19 protein-coding genes are annotated in these 18,154 nt (G+C 64.4%); 6 read left to right on the top strand and 13 right to left on the bottom strand.

Annotation, left to right across the window (positions count from 1 at the left end):
- Positions 1–4: 4 nt before the first annotated feature.
- Complete coding sequence (locus V9K84_RS23210; protein ID WP_088514633.1) at positions 5–787, bottom strand: sulfite exporter TauE/SafE family protein; 783 nt, start codon at positions 785–787, stop codon at positions 5–7.
- A gap of 129 nt (positions 788–916) precedes the next feature.
- Here V9K84_RS23210 and V9K84_RS23205 point away from each other — a divergent pair, with 129 nt between their 5' ends.
- Positions 917–1,663, top strand: coding sequence for an NRDE family protein (locus V9K84_RS23205; protein WP_054915521.1), 747 nt, complete (start codon positions 917–919; stop codon positions 1,661–1,663).
- An 85-nt stretch (positions 1,664–1,748) separates the two neighbouring features.
- Here V9K84_RS23205 and ptsP read toward each other — a convergent pair whose 3' ends face one another.
- Both ptsP and V9K84_RS23195 read right to left on the bottom strand, forming a co-directional pair.
- Positions 1,749–4,028: a phosphoenolpyruvate--protein phosphotransferase gene (ptsP, locus tag V9K84_RS23200; protein WP_043863450.1), complete on the bottom strand. Its 2,280-nt coding sequence runs from the start codon at positions 4,026–4,028 to the stop codon at positions 1,749–1,751.
- 22 nt (positions 4,029–4,050) lie between these two features.
- Complete coding sequence (locus tag V9K84_RS23195; RefSeq protein ID WP_043863449.1) at positions 4,051–4,530, bottom strand: RNA pyrophosphohydrolase; 480 nt, start codon at positions 4,528–4,530, stop codon at positions 4,051–4,053.
- 140 nt (positions 4,531–4,670) lie between these two features.
- On the opposite strand from V9K84_RS23195, the gene V9K84_RS23190 reads away from it, so the two are divergent.
- Positions 4,671–5,327, top strand: a complete 657-nt coding sequence (locus tag V9K84_RS23190; protein WP_043863448.1) for an HAD family hydrolase — start codon at positions 4,671–4,673, stop codon at positions 5,325–5,327.
- Positions 5,328–5,401: 74 nt separating this feature from the next.
- Here V9K84_RS23190 and V9K84_RS23185 read toward each other — a convergent pair whose 3' ends face one another.
- Positions 5,402–5,830: a DUF2269 family protein gene (locus V9K84_RS23185; RefSeq protein WP_088514632.1), complete on the bottom strand. Its 429-nt coding sequence runs from the start codon at positions 5,828–5,830 to the stop codon at positions 5,402–5,404.
- Between the two features lie 40 nt (positions 5,831–5,870).
- Complete coding sequence (gene ilvA / locus V9K84_RS23180; RefSeq protein WP_054915520.1) at positions 5,871–7,385, bottom strand: threonine ammonia-lyase, biosynthetic; 1,515 nt, start codon at positions 7,383–7,385, stop codon at positions 5,871–5,873.
- Between the two features lie 136 nt (positions 7,386–7,521).
- Here ilvA and rpiA point away from each other — a divergent pair, with 136 nt between their 5' ends.
- Positions 7,522–8,193: a ribose-5-phosphate isomerase RpiA gene (gene rpiA, locus V9K84_RS23175; protein WP_043863445.1), complete on the top strand. Its 672-nt coding sequence runs from the start codon at positions 7,522–7,524 to the stop codon at positions 8,191–8,193.
- 87 nt (positions 8,194–8,280) lie between these two features.
- On the opposite strand, the gene V9K84_RS23170 is transcribed toward rpiA, so the two are convergent.
- From V9K84_RS23170 to V9K84_RS23155, 4 genes are all read right to left on the bottom strand, one after another.
- Positions 8,281–9,183 carry an SdiA-regulated domain-containing protein gene (locus V9K84_RS23170; protein WP_088514631.1) on the bottom strand — a complete coding sequence of 301 codons (903 nt, stop codon included), beginning with the start codon at positions 9,181–9,183 and terminating at the stop codon, positions 8,281–8,283.
- Between the two features lie 77 nt (positions 9,184–9,260).
- Complete coding sequence (locus V9K84_RS23165) at positions 9,261–10,193, bottom strand: SdiA-regulated domain-containing protein (RefSeq protein WP_088514630.1); 933 nt, start codon at positions 10,191–10,193, stop codon at positions 9,261–9,263.
- A gap of 161 nt (positions 10,194–10,354) precedes the next feature.
- Entirely contained in the window at positions 10,355–11,020 is a 666-nt protein-coding gene (locus tag V9K84_RS23160; RefSeq protein WP_043863442.1) for a fumarylacetoacetate hydrolase family protein, read from the bottom strand.
- Between the two features lie 38 nt (positions 11,021–11,058).
- Positions 11,059–12,456 carry an FAD-binding oxidoreductase gene (locus V9K84_RS23155; RefSeq protein ID WP_088514629.1) on the bottom strand — a complete coding sequence of 466 codons (1,398 nt, stop codon included), beginning with the start codon at positions 12,454–12,456 and terminating at the stop codon, positions 11,059–11,061.
- Positions 12,457–12,628: 172 nt separating this feature from the next.
- On the opposite strand from V9K84_RS23155, the gene serA reads away from it, so the two are divergent.
- A complete protein-coding gene (serA, locus tag V9K84_RS23150) occupies positions 12,629–13,858 on the top strand; it encodes a phosphoglycerate dehydrogenase (RefSeq protein ID WP_043863440.1) in 1,230 nt (409 codons plus the stop codon).
- Positions 13,859–13,928: 70 nt separating this feature from the next.
- On the opposite strand, the gene V9K84_RS23145 is transcribed toward serA, so the two are convergent.
- Positions 13,929–14,402, bottom strand: a complete 474-nt coding sequence (locus V9K84_RS23145) for a DUF4399 domain-containing protein (RefSeq protein ID WP_058541763.1) — start codon at positions 14,400–14,402, stop codon at positions 13,929–13,931.
- A gap of 229 nt (positions 14,403–14,631) precedes the next feature.
- On the opposite strand from V9K84_RS23145, the gene V9K84_RS23140 reads away from it, so the two are divergent.
- Positions 14,632–15,171 carry a transporter substrate-binding domain-containing protein gene (locus tag V9K84_RS23140; protein WP_043863438.1) on the top strand — a complete coding sequence of 180 codons (540 nt, stop codon included), beginning with the start codon at positions 14,632–14,634 and terminating at the stop codon, positions 15,169–15,171.
- Here V9K84_RS23140 and V9K84_RS23135 read toward each other — a convergent pair.
- Both V9K84_RS23135 and V9K84_RS23130 read right to left on the bottom strand, forming a co-directional pair.
- Positions 15,168–15,656: a DUF523 domain-containing protein gene (locus V9K84_RS23135; protein ID WP_058541762.1), complete on the bottom strand. Its 489-nt coding sequence runs from the start codon at positions 15,654–15,656 to the stop codon at positions 15,168–15,170. The genes V9K84_RS23140 and V9K84_RS23135 overlap by 4 nt on opposite strands.
- Before the next feature lies 1 nt (position 15,657).
- Entirely contained in the window at positions 15,658–16,290 is a 633-nt protein-coding gene (locus V9K84_RS23130) for a 2OG-Fe(II) oxygenase (protein ID WP_043863436.1), read from the bottom strand.
- A 114-nt stretch (positions 16,291–16,404) separates the two neighbouring features.
- Here V9K84_RS23130 and V9K84_RS23125 point away from each other — a divergent pair, with 114 nt between their 5' ends.
- Positions 16,405–17,154 (top strand): DUF2059 domain-containing protein, encoded by a 750-nt coding sequence (locus V9K84_RS23125; protein ID WP_043863435.1) that lies wholly within the window; start codon positions 16,405–16,407, stop codon positions 17,152–17,154.
- Here the strand turns inward: V9K84_RS23125 and V9K84_RS23120 are convergent, their stop codons facing one another.
- Positions 17,155–18,084, bottom strand: a complete 930-nt coding sequence (locus V9K84_RS23120) for an alpha/beta hydrolase (RefSeq protein WP_058541761.1) — start codon at positions 18,082–18,084, stop codon at positions 17,155–17,157. It lies immediately after the preceding gene.
- Positions 18,085–18,154 lie beyond the last annotated feature (70 nt).

Here is an 18,154-nt window from a genome sequence, read left to right as displayed (position 1 = left end):
CTCGTTAAAGCAAAAAGCTCAGGCCTACACAGAACAGCAGTGCGGCGAACAGCCGCTTGAGCAGGCGTGGCGACAGTTTATGCGCCAGGCGCGCACCGAAACGGGCAAAGAACATGCTGGTCAGGGCAATCCCGAGCAGCGCCGGCAAATACACGAAGCCCAGGCTGTTGGGCGGCAGGTGCGCCTCGTCCCAGCCCAGCACGATGAAACTCAGGGCACTGGCCACCGCAATCGGAAAACCACAGGCCGAGGACGTGGCCACCGCCTGCTGCATGGGCAGGCTGCGCCAGGTCAGGAAGGGCACGGTGAGCGAGCCGCCGCCGATGCCGAAGATCGCCGAGGCCCAGCCCACCACTCCGCCGGCGGCGGTCAGGCCAAGCTTGCCGGGTACGCCGCGGCTGGCCTTGGGCTTGAGGTCCAGGGCCATCTGCACGGCCACCACCAGGGCGAACACGCCGATGATCTTCTGCAGGTGCGGGCCCTGAATCAGCGAGGCGGTCTTGGCCCCTACCCCGGCGCCGAGCAGGATGCCCACGGTCATCCACACGAAGATCGGCCACTGCACCGCGCCACGGCGGTGGTGCTCGAGGATGGCGTTGACCGAGGTGAAGACAATGGTCGCCAGCGACGTGCCGACTGCCAGGTGGGTCAGCACCGAGGCGTCGAAGCCCTGCAGGGTGAAGCTCAGTACCAGCACCGGCACGATGATGATGCCGCCGCCCACGCCGAACAGCCCGGCCAGTACACCTGCACAGGCGCCCAGCACCAGATAGATCACAAATTCCATTGTCGACCCCCAAAATCAGTTCGGCATGGTAACGGAAGGTGGGCCTGTGGCTCTAGTGAAGACACGTTTAGTCGATGGATAGCGAACGCCAGTGTGGGTAGAGTGGCTGAAAACACTGGGAGCGAACCTATGTGTCTGATTGCTTTTGCATGGCGCCCGGGGCATGCCCGGCCGCTGATCGTCGCGGCCAACCGTGACGAGTTCTATGCCCGCCCCAGCCAGGCGCTGGGGGCGTGGGAGGATGCGCCGGGGGTGTATGCCGGACGTGACCTGGAGGCTGGCGGCAGCTGGCTGGGGGTCGGACCGGGCGGGCGCTTTGCGGCGCTGACCAATATTCGGGACCCGCAGCAGGCGCAGGGTGCGCGCTCGCGCGGCGAGCTGGTGGCGGGATTTCTGCGCGGCGAGCTGGGGGTGGAGGCTTACCTGGACCATGTGGCCAGCCGCAGCAGCCAGTATTCGGGATTCAACCTGCTGGTAGGGGACGCCGGGCAGCTGGGGTACCTCAATGCGCAGGAGGCGGCGCCGGTGCTGCTGGGCGAGGGGGTGTACGGCTTGTCGAATGCCGGGCTGGATACGCCGTGGCCGAAACTGCTGAAGATGCGGGCTGCGCTCGAAGACCAGCTGCAGGACCCGCGACCACAGCGGCTGCTGGCGTTGCTGGGGGATGAGCAGCAGGCCGAAGAGGCCGAGCTGCCGCAGACCGGTGTGGGGCTGGCGACCGAGCGGTTGCTGTCGAGCGTGTTCATTGCCAGCCAGAACTACGGGACGCGGGCGAGTACGGTGTTGATTGTCGAGGCGGATGGAAGCAGGTTGATGGTGGAGCGCAGCTTCGGGCCGTTTGGAGGGCAGTTGGGCGAGGTCACCTTGCAGGTTTGACGCCTTCGCCGGCAAGGCCGGCTCCTACATCGACCTCCTGTAGGAGCCGGCCTTGCCGGCGAAGGGCCGCGAAGCGGCCCCGGCTTCACAGGGTCTTGGAAGCCCCAGGATTGATCATCCGCGACAACCCCAGGTTCTTCAGGGCCAGTTGCAGCGAGCTGTGGATAACCTGCGGGTTATCGATACCCATAGCTTGCTCCAGCAATTCCCTGGATTTGCTCATGCTGATCTGACGCAGCATCCATTTCACTTTCGGCAGGTTGGTGGCGTTCATCGACAGGCTGTCGAAGCCCATGGCCATCAGCAGCACCGCCGCTGCCGGGTCGCCAGCCATCTCGCCACAGATGCTCACCGGCTTGCCCTCGGCATGCGCCGCGGTCACCACGTGCTGCAAGGCCTGCAGCACCGCAGGGTGCAGGTAGTCGTAGAGGTCGGCCACCCGCGGGTTGTTGCGGTCGACCGCCAGCAGGTACTGGGTCAGGTCGTTGGACCCCACCGACAGGAAGTCGACCATGCGCGCCAGCTCGCGGGTCTGGTAGACCGCCGCCGGAATCTCGATCATGACCCCCACCGGCGGCATCGGCACGTCGGTGCCTTCGTCGCGCACCTCGCCCCAGGCGCGGTGGATCAGGTGCAATGCCTCTTCCAGTTCGTGTATCCCGGAGATCATCGGCAGCAGAATGCGCAGGTTGTTCAGGCCTTCGCTGGCCTTGAGCATGGCGCGGGTCTGCACCAGGAAGATCTCCGGGTGGTCCAGCGTCACGCGGATACCGCGCCAACCCAGGAACGGGTTGTCCTCCTTGATCGGAAAGTACGACAGCGCCTTGTCACCCCCGATGTCCAGGCTGCGCATGGTCACCGGCAACGGGTGGAAGGCCGCCAGCTGCTCGCGATAGATCGCCAGCTGCTCCTTTTCGCTGGGGAAGCGCTGGTTGATCATGAACGGCACTTCGGTACGGTATAGCCCCACCCCTTCGGCGCCGCGCTGCTGCGCCCGCGCCACGTCGGCCAGCAGCCCGGTGTTGACCCACAGCGGCATGCGGTAGCCATCGAGCGTCTCGCACGGCAGTTCGCGCAGGGCGTCCAGGCCCTGGGCCAGCTGGCGCTCCTCCTCGACCACTTCGGTGTAGTGCTTGCGCAGCACTTCGCTGGGGTTGGTGTAGACGTCGCCCTTGTAGCCGTCGACGATCATCTGGATGCCGTCGACCTTCGAATACGGCAGGTCGACCAGGCCCATCACCGTGGGGATGCCCATGGCACGCGCCAGGATCGCGACGTGGGAGTTGCCCGAGCCGAGTACCGACACCAGCCCCACCAGCTTGCCTTCGGGTACTTCGCCGAGCATGGCCGGGGTCAGCTCTTCGCTGATCAGGATGGTGTTGTCGGGGTACACCAGGGTCAGCTGGCGGGCTTCCTGCAGGTAGGCCAGCAGGCGCCGGCCGAGGTCTTTGACATCGGAGGCGCGCTCGCGCAGGTAGGCGTCGTCCATCAGCTCGAAGCGGTTGACGTGCTCGCCCACCACCTGGCGCAAGGCGCCCTGGGCCCACTGGCCGGTCTTGATGACCTCCACCACCTCGCCGCCCAGGGCGACGTCTTCGAGCATCATCAGGTACACGTCGAACAGCGCACGCTCTTCGGGGCGCAGCTGGGTGGCGAGCTTGGCCGAGAGGTTGCGCATGTCGCTGCGCACGCCTTCGAGGGCGTTGTTGAACAGTTTGAGTTCGGCGTCGATGTCGGTGACGGTCTTGTCCGGCACCACGTCCAGGTCGGCCGGCGGCAGCATCACCACCGCCGTGCCCACCGCCGCGCCAGGCGAGCCGGGCACGCCGACGAACTTGGCTTCCTGGATACCCTTGCCCTGGCGCCCCAGGCCGCGAATCGAGCCGGTGGCCTCGGCATGGGCGATAACCCCGGCCAGCTGCGCACTCATGGTGACCAGGAAGGCTTCTTCGCCCTCGTCGAACTGGCGACGTTCCTTCTGCTGGATGACCAGCACGCCCACCACTCGGCGGTGGTGGATGATGGGTGCACCGAGGAAGGAGGCAAAGCGCTCTTCGCCGGTTTCGGCAAAGTAGCGATAACGCGGGTGATCGGCGGCGTTTTCCAGGTTCAGCGGTTCTTCGCGGGTACCCACCAGGCCCACCAGGCCTTCGTTGGGGGCCATGCTGACCTTGCCGATGGAGCGCTTGTTCAGGCCCTCGGTGGCCATCAGCACGAAGCGGTTGCTCTCCGGGTCGAGCAGGTAGACGGAACACACCTGGCTGCCCATGGCTTCTTTGACGCGTAACACAATGATCCCCAACGCCGTCTTGAGATCCTTGGCGGAGTTAACTTCCTGGACGATCTTGCGCAGCGTATTGAGCATGGCTCGGGGTCGAACTCCGTCGTCAGTCGCGCGCCAGCAGGCGCGGGGCAAGCTCTTTGAGAGCGCGGCGGTAAACCTCGCGCTTGAATGTCACCACCTGGCCCAACGGATACCAATAGCTGACCCAGCGCCACCCATCGAATTCCGGTTTACCGGTCAAATCCATCCGCACCCGCTGCTCGTTGGACACCAGGCGCAGGAGGAACCATTTCTGTTTCTGGCCGATGCACAGCGGTTGGCTGTGGGTACGCACCAGGCGTTGGGGTAAACGATAACGCAACCAGCCACGGGTGCAGGCAAGAATTTCAACATCCTGCCGCTCCAGGCCCACTTCTTCATTCAGCTCGCGGTACAGGGCGTCTTCCGGCGTTTCCTCGGGGTTGATCCCGCCTTGTGGAAACTGCCAGGCATCCTGGTTGATCCGTCGAGCCCATAGCACCTGCCCGAGATCATTGGTCAGAATGATCCCGACATTGGGGCGAAAACCATCGGGGTCGATCACGGCAGCAACCTCGCAAACGCATGTCGCCGCATTGTTCCACAAAGCTTGCAACGCCAGCAACGCGCCGCTCCACCTTATGTGCATAGCAGATAAAAGTCCGTATTCTGTGGGCCTTTTCAGATGTTATGCGAGTGACTTCGATGCGCCTGGCTTTATTCGATCTGGACAACACGCTTCTGGGTGGCGACAGCGACCACGCCTGGGGCGATTACCTGTGCGAACGCGGGATTCTCGACCCCATCGCCTACAAGAACCGCAACGATGCGTTCTACCAGGACTACCTGGCCGGCAAGCTGGACCAGGGCGCGTACCTTGAATTCACCCTGGAGATCCTGGCCAGGACCGAAATGGCGCAACTCGACGAATGGCACCGCGACTTCATGCGCGACTGCGTCGAGCCTATCATCCTGCCCCAGGCCCTGGCGCTGCTGCAAAAGCACCGTGACGCGGGCGACAAGCTGGTGATCATCACCGCCACCAACCGCTTCATCACCGGCCCGATTGCCCAGCGCCTGGGCGTGGAGACCCTGCTGGCCACCGAGTGCGAGATGGTCGACGGTCGCTACAGCGGGCGCAGCATCGACGTGCCGTGCTTCCGTGAAGGCAAGGTGACGCGCCTGAACCGCTGGCTCGAAGAGAATGGCTTGAACCTGGACGACAGCTACTTCTATAGCGACTCGATCAACGACCTGCCGCTGCTGGAGCAGGTGGCCAACCCGGTGGCGGTGAACCCGGACCCGACCCTGCGTGCCGAAGCCGAGAAACGCGGCTGGCCGGTGATCAGCCTGCGCGATTGAGGTGTGACCATTCGCCGGCAAGGCCGGCTCCTACAGCGCAACGGGTGTAGGAGCCGGCCTTGCTGGCGAAGGCATCAGACGGGTTTTGCACCCATCAGCCCGGCAATCGCGATGAAGCACACGGCGCAGAACACCGCCAGGCCCAGCGTCACCTTCGGGTTGCCTGCGCCCGGCGCCGTGCGCAGCCGGTTAAGGCGCACACTCAGCCAGAACCAGCAGAACGCCCCCACCGTATAGATCAGGCTGGAGCCCAGCACCCAGGTCTGCCCCAATGGCCAGCCGATCAGGTGCACCAGCCACCAGCCACTGAACGGCATGCTCACCAGGCATACGCCCATCAGCAACCATACGAACAGCAAAGGCCGCTGCAACAGGCGCGTGTGCGCAGTCACGTCACCCTTGCATCGTGCCAGCCAGACCCACAGCGCCAGGCCCAGGGCACTGCCCAGCAGCACGACCGTGGCCAGTACGTGGGCGATTTTCAGGCTTGTCAGCAATTCCATGTCTTCTTATTCCTCAGGCGTTGCCCAACAGCGTAGCCGTTCAGCCCAGAAACAGCCGGTACGCCGGGTTGTCGGTTTCATCCCAGTACGGGTAGCCGATCTTGGCCAGTGCCGCCGGCACCAGGTGGCGCTCATCATCCGGCACCTGCAGCCCGGCCACCACGCGACCATCGGCCGCGCCATGGTTGCGGTAGTGGAACATCGAGATGTTCCAGCGCCCCCCCAGCTTGTTGAGGAAGTTGAACAGCGCCCCCGGCCGCTCCGGGAACTCGAAGCGCAGCACCAGCTCGTCGCTGACCCGCGCAGCGTGCCCGCCCACCATGTGGCGGATGTGCAGCTTGGCCAGCTCGTTGTCGGTCAGGTCCAGTACCGGGAAACCCTGCGCGGTCAGGCTGTGCAGCAGGGCACTGCGCGGGTCGGTGTCGGGGTGGGTCTGCACCCCGACAAAGATGTGCGCCTCGCCGTCGGCGTGGTAGCGGTAGTTGAATTCGGTGATCTGGCGCTTGCCGATGGCCTCGCAGAACGCCTTGAAGCTGCCCGGCTGTTCGGGGATGGTCACTGCGATGATCGCCTCGCGGCCCTCGCCCAGTTCGGCGCGCTCGGCCACATGGCGCAGGCGGTCGAAGTTCACGTTGGCACCGGAGTCGATGGCCACCAGGGTCTGCCCGGTCACACCTCGCAGCTCAACGTACTTCTTGATGCCAGCAACGCCCAGCGCGCCGGCAGGTTCGGTGATCGAGCGGGTATCGTCGTAGATGTCCTTGATGGCCGCGCAGATCTCGTCGGTGCTGACGGTGATCACCTCGTCCACATGATCCTTGCAGATGTCGAAGGTGTGCTGGCCGATCTGCGCCACCGCCACGCCATCGGCGAACAGGCCCACCTGCGGCAGCACCACGCGCTCGCCGGCGGCCATGGCGGCCTGCAGGCAGTTGGAGTCGTCCGGCTCGACACCGATCACCTTGATCTCGGGGCGCAGGTATTTGACGTAGGCGGCAATGCCGGCGATCAGGCCGCCGCCGCCCACCGGCACGAAGATCGCGTCCAGCGGCCCGGGGTGCTGGCGCAGGATCTCCATGGCCACGGTGCCCTGCCCGGCGATGGTGTGCGGGTCGTCATAGGGGTGGATATAGACGAAGCCCTTTTCGTCCACCAGCTTGAGCGAGTAGGCCAGCGCCTCGGGGAACGAATCGCCATGCAGCACCACCTTGGCGCCCCGCGAGCGCACGCCTTCGACCTTGATCTCGGGGGTGGTCTTGGGCATCACGATGGTGGCCTTGATCCCCAGTTCACGGGCGGCCAGCGCCAGGCCCTGGGCATGGTTGCCGGCCGAGGCGGTGACCACGCCCCGCGCCAGTTCCTCGGCGCTCAATTGCGCCAGCTTGTTGTAGGCGCCGCGGATCTTGAACGAGAACACCGGCTGCAGGTCTTCGCGCTTGAGCAGCACGTGGTTGCCCAGGCGCTTGCTGAGCTGGCCGGCCGGTTGCAGCGGGGTTTCGACGGCGACGTCATAGACGCGCGAGGTGAGGATCTTCTTGACGTACTGTTCGAGCATCGGGAACGCATCACTGGGCAGCTGGGCGGGGCCTCGGAGTCTACCGCAGCGCCCGGTCGGGCGACCACAGCCAGTCTGTGGTTTTAGCCGCTATACTACGCGCCCTCACGATACCCCTGCCCGCTCCGGAGCCCGCATGACCCAGGACCAACTCAAACAGGCTGTCGCCCAGGCCGCTGTCGATTTCATTCTGCCCAAGCTCGATGACAAGAGCATCGTCGGCGTCGGCACCGGTTCGACCGCCAACTGCTTCATCGACGCCCTGGCGCTGCACAAGGGTGCGTTCGATGGTGCGGTCGCCAGCTCCGAGGCCACGGCTGCACGCCTGAAGGGCCACGGCATTCCGGTGTACGAGCTGAACACGGTCAGCGACCTGGAGTTCTATGTGGACGGTGCCGACGAGAGCGACGAGCGCCTGAACCTGATCAAGGGCGGTGGCGCAGCCCTGACCCGCGAGAAGATCGTCGCGGCCGTGGCCAAGACCTTCATCTGCATTGCCGACGCGAGCAAGCTGGTGCCTGTACTGGGCGCCTTCCCGCTGCCGGTCGAGGTGATCCCGATGGCGCGCAGCCATGTGGCACGTCAGCTGGTGAAACTGGGCGGCGACCCGGTGTACCGCGAAGGCGTGGTGACCGACAACGGCAACATCATCCTGGACGTGTTCAACCTGCAGATCACCAACCCGGTGGAGCTGGAAACCCAGATCAACGCGATCGTGGGCGTGGTGACCAACGGCCTGTTCGCGGCGCGCCCGGCGGACCTGCTGCTGCTGGGGACCGCGGACGGCGTGAAGACCCTGACCAGGTAAGCTTGCGGGGCGGCCTCATCGCGGGCCAAGCCCGCTCCCACAGGTTCGGTGTGATCTTGTGGGAGCGGGCTTGACCCGCGATACAGCCTACTCGGTCTTCTTGAATACGTAGAACAGGTTCGGCTCGCTCACCACATACAGCGTCCCGGCATCGTCCAGCGCAATCCCCTCGGCCTGCGGCACGCTCGCCTTCAACCCGGCAGACCCCTTGCGCAGCGACAGGCTGCTGATCGGCTTGCCCTTCACGTCCAGCTCCAGCACCAGTTGCGATTCGTCCGACAGGGCCAGCAGATGCCCGCTGCGCTCGTCGAACTGCAAGCTCGACAGGTCTCTCACGAACAACCGCGAATCACGCTTGCGGTCCTGCACCACGTGCACCGCATAGGGCTGCTCCGGATTGTCATGGGGAAACCCGTGCACCTCGTAGATCAGCATCGGGTCGCGCTCCTTGGCCACGAACAGGCGCTTGCCGCCCGAGTCGTAGGCCAGCCCCTCGAAACCCTTGTTGCCGTTCAGGCCGATGCCCAGGGTAAGCTGCTCGGCATCCTTGGCATCCAGAAACGCGGTATCGGGCGCCACATGCACCCGGATCAGGCGCTGCTCGCGCTCGTCGGTGATCACGAAACTGCCCGGCCCCACATACTCCACCGCCTCGGGGTCGCCGAAACCGGTCAGGGGGATGCGCCGCACGATGCGCCCCTCAAGCGATAGCTCGATCAGTTCGGGGTTCTTGTTGGTGACCGTGTACAGGCTGTTGCGGTCCGGGTCGAAGGTCAGCGCCGAAATATCCGCCTGCAGCCCCTCGACCGGGCGTGCCTCGACCACCACCTGGTAGCGGCTCAGCCCCATGCCCTGCTCGGCCGGCTGCCACCAGGCCTTGAGGTCGAACCAGGCACGCTCGAACACGCGGTGCTGCTGCCCCGCCACGCCCAGGGCGGCAAGGGCCAGCAGACTGAAAACAAGAAAGACCAGGGGCAGGTAACGACGCATTCGGGAAGACTCGGCAGGGTTCGGGCGTCATCTAACCATAGCCAACTGAATCGAAGCTTAATGCCACTATGCGGGAGTCACTGCTTGCGAAAGCGGTAGAACAGGTTCGGCTCACTGACGATGTACAGGGTGCCCTGGTCGTCCATGGCCACGCCCTCGGCGCGAGGGATGCGCTTTTTCAGACCGTTGAAACCGCCGAGCAGGGTCATGAAGCTGACCTGCTCGCCCCGCTCGTCCAGCTCCAGCAGCATGTTCGAGTCGGCCGACAGCACCAGCATGTGCCCGGTACGGGGGTCGATCCCCAGCGCCGAGAGGTTGCGCAGGTCCAGCTCGTCACTGGGCAGCGGCTGCTTGTCGCCGGTCAGCGGCGAACGGCCGTCGGTGCGCCAGGTGAACAGCCGCGGCGGACGCTCCTCGCCCAGCACGAGGCGCTGGTTGCGCGGGTCCCAGGCAATCGCCTCGAAGGCCTTGTTCTGATTGGCCGAAGGGCCCAGGTCGTATTGCGTGAAATCCTTGATGTTCAATGCCTGGGTGCTGTCGTCCAGGCTGACGATGGTCATGGTGTGATCACGCTCGTCGACAATGGCCAACCGCCCGTCCGCCAGCACCGCAACCCCCTCGGGGTTGTTCCAGCCGTGAAGTGGCAGCTTGCGCAGCACATCGCCGTCCAGGGTCAGCTCTACCAGGAACGGGTTCTTGCCCATGACGGCGAACAGGGTCTTGCGCTGGGGGTCATAGGCCAGGTCGGAGGCCTCATCGTCCTCCATGCCCGGCAGCACCTTGGCGTCGATATCGACCGTATAGCCCGGCAGCCAGATACTGGCCTGCTGTTCGCTCACCGACTCGAAACGCTCCTGCAGCCACAGCAGGCCACGGTCGTCCCAGTGCATGGCGATGGCCACGCCATAGCCGATCACCGCAGCCGTCACCAGCCAGGTAGACCAGCGCAACAGGAGACGACGCTTGCGCACAGGAGGGAGCGAACCGCTGGAAGGATAAGGTGTGGCCATCAGGTATTCCCGTTGTTTTTTTAGCCTGGCACGCAACACGCAGGCACGTTCACAAGGTTGATTCGCGGGGATTATCCGGATCATTTGTGAAAAAAACGGCAACGCCCGATCAAAGGCCGGGGAAAAGGTGGCAGTCGGCTATCGACTGCCACCGGGGCAGGTCAGCGAACGCTGCCCTCGAAACGGCTCACACCAGGCAGTTCCAGCACCAGCTCATCGCCAGCGCTCAGCGGCCCGACGCCGGCCGGCGTACCGGTAAGAATCACGTCACCCGCCTGCAGCGCGAACTGCGAGGCCATGTGCTGGATCATCGGCACGATCGGGTTGAGCATCAGCGCGCTGTTGCCGTCCTGGCGCACCTCGCCGTTGATGCTCAGGCGAATGCCGATATCGGCCAGGTCTTCGAATGTGCTGCCAACCACGAAGGGCGTCAGCACGCAGGCGCCGTCGAAGCACTTGGCGCGCTCCCAGGGCAGGCCCTTTTCCTTGAGCTGCGCCTGCAGGTCACGCAGGGTCAGGTCCAGTGCCGGGGCGAAGCCGGAGATGGCGTCGAGCACTTCTTCTTCGGTAGGCGCCGGCGACAGCGACTTGCCCAGCAGCACCGCGATTTCCGCCTCGTAGTGCACCGAGCCACGCTCGGCCGGGATCTTGAACCCGCCTTCCAGCGATACCACGCAACTGCCCGGTTTGATGAACAGCAGCGGCTCGGTCGGAATCGGGTTGTCCAGCTCTTTGGCGTGCTCGGCGTAGTTACGACCGATGCACACCACCTTGCCCACCGGCAGATGAGTACGCGTGCCGTCTACATACTGGTGCTGATAGTTCATTGCCGACTCCTGGAACGATGTTATTGGCGCTGCTGGGTTCACTCGACGGCGAAGATCTTGCCCGGGTTCATGATCCCGTTGGGGTCGAACACCGCCTTCACTGCCTTCATGTACTCGATCTCGACCGGCGAACGGCTGTAGGTCAGGTAGTCACGTTTAGTCATGCCCACGCCGTGTTCGGCCGAAATCGAGCCGTTGTATTTCTCTACCGTCTCGAACACCTGCTTGTTGACCACCGCGCAACGGGAGAAGAACTCGTCCTTGCTCATGTCGTCGGGCTTGAGGATGTTCAGGTGCAGGTTGCCGTCGCCGATGTGGCCGTACCACACCACCTCGAAGTCGGGGTAGCGTTCGGCGACGATCGCGTCGATATCCTTGAGGAACGCCGGCACCTTGGACACGGTTACCGAAATGTCGTTCTTGTACGGGGTCCAGTGCGAGATGGTCTCGGAGATGTACTCGCGCAGCTTCCACAGGTTCTGCAGTTGCTGCTGGCTCTGGCTCATCACGCCATCCAGTACCCAGCCCTGCTCGACGCAGTGCTCGAAGGTGGCCAGGGCTTCGTTGGCCACTTCCTCGGTGCTGGCTTCGAATTCCAGCAGCGCGTAGAACGGGCAATTGGTCTCGAACGGCGCAGGCACGTCACCGCGGCCCAGCACCTTGGCCAGGGCCTTGTCGGAGAGAAATTCGAAGGCGGTCAGGTCGAGCTTGCCACGGAAGGCGTGCAGCACCGGCATGATGGAGTCGAAATCAGGCGTGCCCAGCACCATCGCGGTGAGGTTGTTGGGTGCCCGGTCCAGGCGCATGGTGGCCTCGACCACGAAGCCCAGGGTACCTTCGGCGCCGATGAACAGCTGGCGCAGGTCGTAGCCGGTGGCGTTCTTGATCAGGTCCTTGTTCAGCTCGAGCAGGTCGCCCTTGCCGGTCACGACCTTGAGGCCAGCTACCCAGTTGCGGGTCATGCCGTAGCGAATCACCTTGATACCGCCGGCATTGGTGCCGATATTGCCGCCAATCTGGCTGGAACCTGCCGACGCGAAGTCGACCGGGTAGTACAGGCCCTTGTCCTCGGCAAAATTCTGCAGCTGCTCGGTGATCACGCCAGGCTGGCACACCACGCTGCGGTCGAATTCATTGAAGTCGAGAATCTGGTTCATGTAGTCGAACGCCACCACCACTTCGCCATTGGCAGCTACTGCGGCAGCCGACAGGCCGGTGCGCCCGCCCGACGGCACCAGGGCGACCTGGCGCTGGTTGGCCCAGCGCACGATGGCCTGAACCTGTTCGGTGCTCTTGGGGAACACGATGGCCAGGGGGGCTGGAGCAAAATGCTTGGTCCAGTCCTTGCCGTACGCATCAAGTGAAGCAGCGTCGGTCAGGACCTTTCCAGGCTCAACCAGGGTCATCAGCTCATCCAACAGCGCACGATCGGTCATCTACAGAACTCTCGAACAATTCATGGTCACCCTGAGCACGTTTCACGTGCCAGGGATGGGCGTAAACAGGGGTGCCTATGCTAGCATACGCACCCCCGCAGATCGTGCCGAAAGCCGATGCTGCGAGCGCTTCTTTCCCTGCCATTTTTCTCCGGGACACAGGTTTACGCAGATGAGCAAGACTTCTCTCGATAAGAGCAAGATCAAGTTCCTTCTCCTCGAAGGCGTCCACCAATCCGCCGTGGACGTCCTCAAGGCCGCCGGGTACAGCAACATCGAATACCTCACCGGCTCCCTGCCGGATGCGCAACTGAAGGAAAAGATCGCCGATGCCCACTTCATCGGCATTCGCTCTCGCACCCAGCTGACCGAAGAGGTCTTCGACTGCGCCAAGAAACTGGTCGCTGTCGGCTGTTTCTGCATCGGCACCAACCAGGTCGACCTGGACGCCGCTCGCGAGCGCGGCATCGCCGTGTTCAACGCGCCTTACTCCAACACCCGTTCGGTTGCCGAGCTGGTACTGGCCGAAGCGATCCTGCTGCTGCGCGGCATCCCCGAGAAGAACGCTTCCTGCCACCGTGGCGGCTGGATCAAGAGCGCGGCCAACTCCTTCGAGATCCGTGGCAAGAAGCTGGGCATCGTCGGCTACGGCTCGATCGGCACCCAGCTGTCGGTACTGGCCGAAAGCCTGGGCATGCAGGTGTTCTTCTTCGACCCGCTGACCAAACTGCCGCTGGGCAACGCGACCCAGGTCGCCAGCCTGCACGAGCTGCTGGGCCTGGCCGACATCGTCTCGCTGCACGTTCCTGAGCTGCCATCCACCCAGTGGATGATCGGCGAGAAGGAAATCCGCGCGATGAAAAAGGGCGCGATCCTGATCAACGCCGCCCGTGGCACCGTGGTCGAGCTGGACCACCTGGCCGCCGCGATCAAGGACAAGCACCTGATCGGCGCCGCCATCGACGTGTTCCCGGTAGAGCCGCGCTCCAACGACGAGCAGTTCGAAAGCCCGCTGCGTGGCCTGGACAACGTGATCCTGACCCCGCACATCGGTGGTTCCACCGCCGAGGCCCAGGCCAACATCGGCCTGGAAGTGGCCGAGAAGCTGGTCAAGTACAGCGACAACGGTACCTCCGTGTCGTCGGTCAACTTCCCTGAAGTGGCCCTGCCGGCGCACCCGGGCAAGCACCGCCTGCTGCACATCCACCAGAACATTCCGGGCGTGCTCAGCGAGATCAACAAGGTGTTCGCGGAAAACTCGATCAACATCTCCGGTCAGTTCCTGCAGACCAACGAGAAGGTCGGCTACGTGGTGATCGACGTCGATGCCGAGTACTCGGACCTGGCGCAAGAGAAGCTGCAGCACATCAACGGCACCATCCGTTCGCGCGTGCTGTTCTAAACGCTTCGCCGGCAGCACCGATACAAATGAAAAAGGCGACCCTCGGGTCGCCTTTTTTCATGCCCGCGTTTTACTTCACGGTCACGGTGATCTTCTTCGATTCCACGCTTGGCTTGAACGGCACGTGGAACTTGTCGCCCAGCACCAGTTGCAGGGTGTGCTTGCCAGGGGTCAGGGTCAGCTGGGTTTCGGTCTGCGCCTTGCCAAAGTGCAGTACCTGCGGGCCGGCGGGCAGCGGCTGGCCGTTTTCCGGCATCAGGCTGGTGGGCAGCACCTGGTCGGCAGCCGGCGCCTTGTCGACGTCCACCAGCAGGTGATGATGGCCGCTATGCGGGGTGGCGTCGCCGGCCGGCTTGAGTTCCATGCCTTCGATGCCAAACTTGACGGTGAAGGTCTTGTCGACGGTGGCGCCATCGGCCGGGGAAACGATGAATACCTTGGCATCCTTGGGTGGTGCCTGGCTCACCAGGCCTTCGGCGGCGGCCAGCGCGGACACGCCCATCAACAAACCAGCGACGGCAGCACGCGAAAATAGGCTTTTCATTCACTTCTCCTGTGATTTACTTCGGTAACCCTTACCCCTGAATACCAGGGCAACGGTTCATTACGATAGATCAATTGCGCCAAGGCAAGCTTTAAAAAACGCCACGGAAAAATCTTCCCTGGCATCTAACATCCTCGGCCAAGTGCGGTCCTAGACACTGTTCGACCGCGACACACACAAAAAGTCGCGGCGACCGGACTCACTGCCAAAGACCAGGAAAGGGGCTTAGATGCGTTTGACTATTGGGGTACTGCTCACGGCCCTGCTGACCCCGTTGGCCCATGCCGAGCTGATCGACGAGGTCAACGATCGAAATGAACTGCGTATCGCGATCAGCGCCGATTCCTCGACCAATATCCGCAAGCAAGGCCAGTGGACCGGCTTCGAGATCGGGTTGGGCCAGGCGTTGGCCAAGGAGCTGGATGTAGGGGTGGAGTTCGTGCCCGTCGACCATGACGAGTTGCTGGACGGTGTGGAAAGCGGCCGTTACGACATCGCCCTGGACCAGATCACCGCCAGCCCCGAGCTCAAGCAGCGCCTGGGTGTCAGCGAACCCTATACCGACGGCGACGACGACAAACGCTATGTGATGCCCTTCCAGAAGGACAACCCGGCCTTCGAGAAAGCCTTGAACGCCGCCCTGCAGCGCATCAAGGACAACGGGCGCATGACCGAGCTGGCGCAGCAGGCGGCGCGGCCCGCTGTCGAGCCCCAGGCCCAGACCCACACCGAGGCGGCGGATGCTGCCGTGGACACCGACGCACCTTAGGCGTCGAGGGCATCCAGGGCCTGCACGGCCGCGTCCAGCTCCAGTTCGCTGAACACCTGCACCCCGGCCCGGCGCAACAGCGCCGTGGTCACGCCCTCACCTTCCACCCTGGTGCCGCTGAACGTACCGTCATAGGTCAGCCGGTTGCCACAGGACGGGCTGCCCGACTTGAGCACGGCCACCCTTATGGCGTGGCGCCGCACCAGTGCCAGCGCCAGGTGCGCGCCCTGCACGAACGGCGCGGTCACGTCCTCGCCGGCTACCGTCACCACCCGGGCCTGGCCCTCCAGCACCGCACTGCCCTGCCCACCGGGAATTTCCGCAGGTGGCCGCGGGGTCGGCAGACCGCCGGCGACCTCGGGGCACAACGGCACCACGCGACCCTCCCGCTGCCAGCCCTGGAGCACATCCGGATGCCCGCTGGCGCGACCGTCATAGCGCACCGGCTGCCCCAGCAGGCAGGCGCTGACCAGTACCTTATGCATGCTAGAAGGGCTCGTTGCCGCGCCGACGGAACCAGCCGGTGAGCGACAACCGCTCGCGGTTGGCCGGCAGCACTTCGTGGGGGATCTCGCCGGAGAGGAACACCACCAGGCAACCGCCGGTCGGCTGCACATCGTGTTCCACATTGTCCTTGAGGGTCATGCGCAACTGCCCGCCATGTTCGGGCAGCCAGTCTTCGTTGAGGTAGATCACCGCCGAGACCATGCGCCGGTCGTCGTCGCGAAAGCGGTCCAGGTGCTTGCGGTAGAAGCCGCCGGGCGGGTACAGGGCGAAGTGGCACTCGAAGTCTTCCAGGCCCAGGAACAGGCCGCGGTTCATCGCTTCGCGCAGGCCGTCCATCAACCCCAGGTACTGGTCGCAGGCGTCCGAGTCACCGGGTTCGAGCCACTGGATATGGTCGTTGCGAATACCTTCGCGTACTTCCTGCGCGGGCCCTCGCCCGACCCCCGCAGGGGCCAGTTCGCCTTCGGCGGCGCGGCGGCGGCACTCGGCCGCCAGTGCCCGCGTCAGCGGGGCCGGCAGGAACAGGTCGTGCTGCGACCAGCCACGGGTGGCCAGGTCGTCGACGATGCGCGACAGCAAGGGGTGATCTAGGGATATCTGCATGCCGCGCATAGTATCGAGCCGCCAGCAAAACCGACAGCGCCACTTGGCCGAGAGTGTGCATTGGCGTCTCGACAAAGCCCCGCTGGGCCACGGACAATAGCGGCCTGCCGACAGGAGTCCTGAATGCGCCGTTTGTTTTTTCTGCTGTTGATGATCTGCACCACGCCTGTCCTGGCAGATACCCACGACCAACTGTACAAGGTTGCCGGGTGGCCGGAGCAGCGCGCCCACTTCACCGATGCCCTCGATGCCGCCCAGCAGCGCTATCGCAGCAGCCTGCCGCCTGCAGTCTTCCAGGCCCTGGTGAACAACAGCAACCAGCGTTTCGAACCCACCGCCGTCGACCGCCGCGCCGAAGCCCAGTTGCGCGCCAACCTCAGCGACCCCAAGCCTGCGCTGGCGTTTTTTCAATCCCCCCTGGGGCGCAAGATCGTGGCGGCCGAGCTGCTGGCCACCCGCCGTGACCAGTTGGCCAAGAATGCCAAGGGCCTGCCCAAGATCGAGGCCAGCGACAGCCGCCTGCTGATCATCGGCCACCTGGCCCAGGCCCTGCCGGCCCGCGAGGCCGGTGCCGAGGTCAGCCTGGCGATTGCCGGGGTGGCGGCCGACAGCCTGAGCCAGATGATCCCCGGCCTGCTCGGTGGCAGCCAGGCCCAGGGCCTGCTCGACGGGCAGCGCCAGCGCCTGATGCAGCAGATCGAGGCCGACCTGAACAACACCCTGCTGTATGTGTATCGCGGGCTGTCGGATGCCGAACTCGATGCCTTTGCAAGCTTTGCCGAATCGCCCGAAGGCAAGGCGTACTATGCCGCCGCCCTGGCCGCAATCCGGGCTGGCCTGGCGGTCGGTCAGAGCACCTCGGACCTGCAGTGATCAGCCCAGGCGCTGGCCGATGAAGGCAAAGTAGTCTCGGCGTATTGCCGGCAGTTCGTTGACCAGGTGGTGGCGGGCTTCGGGCATCAGCAGAATCTGCGGTTCGGCGAACTTGGCCTTGAGCACCTCAAGGTTGTACGGCCAGTCCACAGTCATGTCGGCCTGCCCCTGCACGATCAGCGGCTGGCGCGGGCTGCATGGCGCCACCTCGATACGTTTGACCCACGCCATCAGCGCCCCGACCCAGGCAGTGGGCAGGCGCCGCGGCTGCAGCGGGTCGGCCTGCAGGAACGGCAAAAAGGTCGGGTCGTTGCTGTTCTCGCTGAAGCGCCGCTCGATGCCGGTGACGAAGTGGCGCAGCACCTGATAGCTGAATTTTGACCAGCGCCACGCACGCGGGCGTACCAGCGGCGCCAGCAGGATCACCTGGCCCTGGGCCGGGCTGTGCGCGCCGTGGTGCAGCAGGTGGTCGACCAGGATGGCGCCGCCGGTGCTCTGCCCGCACAGGTGCCAGGGTTGCGGCAGGTTCAGCGCCTGGCCCTGCTCGAACAGCGCCTGCAGCACGTCCTGATACACCGCAAAGTCATCGATGCTGGCGCGCTCGCCGCTGGACAGCCCATGACCCGGCAGGTCGCAGGCGATGACCGCGAACTGCCGGGCCAGAGCCCATTCGATGGCGTGGCGGTAGAGGCCCATGTGGTCGTAGAAACCGTGCAGCAATACCAGCGTCGCCACAGGCGCGGCGGGCAGCCAGACCTGGGCGACCAGCTCGAAGCCTGCGGTGTCGAAACGCCCCAGCCAGCTGTCGACGCCGGGGATGTCCAGGCTGTAGAAATGCCGGTACGCCTGCGCCTGGGTCGACAACGGCTGACGCGCGGCCAGCGGTTGCAGGCTGGCACGCAGGGAGTCGGGCTGGAATGACGCGGGCATGGAAGTTACCAACAACGGGGCAAAGGATTGACCTGTGATATTCATCTGTTGCGAACGGCGTGGCAAGCTG

The sequence above is a fragment of the Pseudomonas sp. AE27 genome, from assembly GCF_037113495.1.
GTDB classification, from domain to species: domain Bacteria; phylum Pseudomonadota; class Gammaproteobacteria; order Pseudomonadales; family Pseudomonadaceae; genus Aquipseudomonas; species Aquipseudomonas palmensis.
Note: the sequence above shows the minus strand (reverse complement) of the source record. Positions and strands in the feature narration are given on the sequence as shown.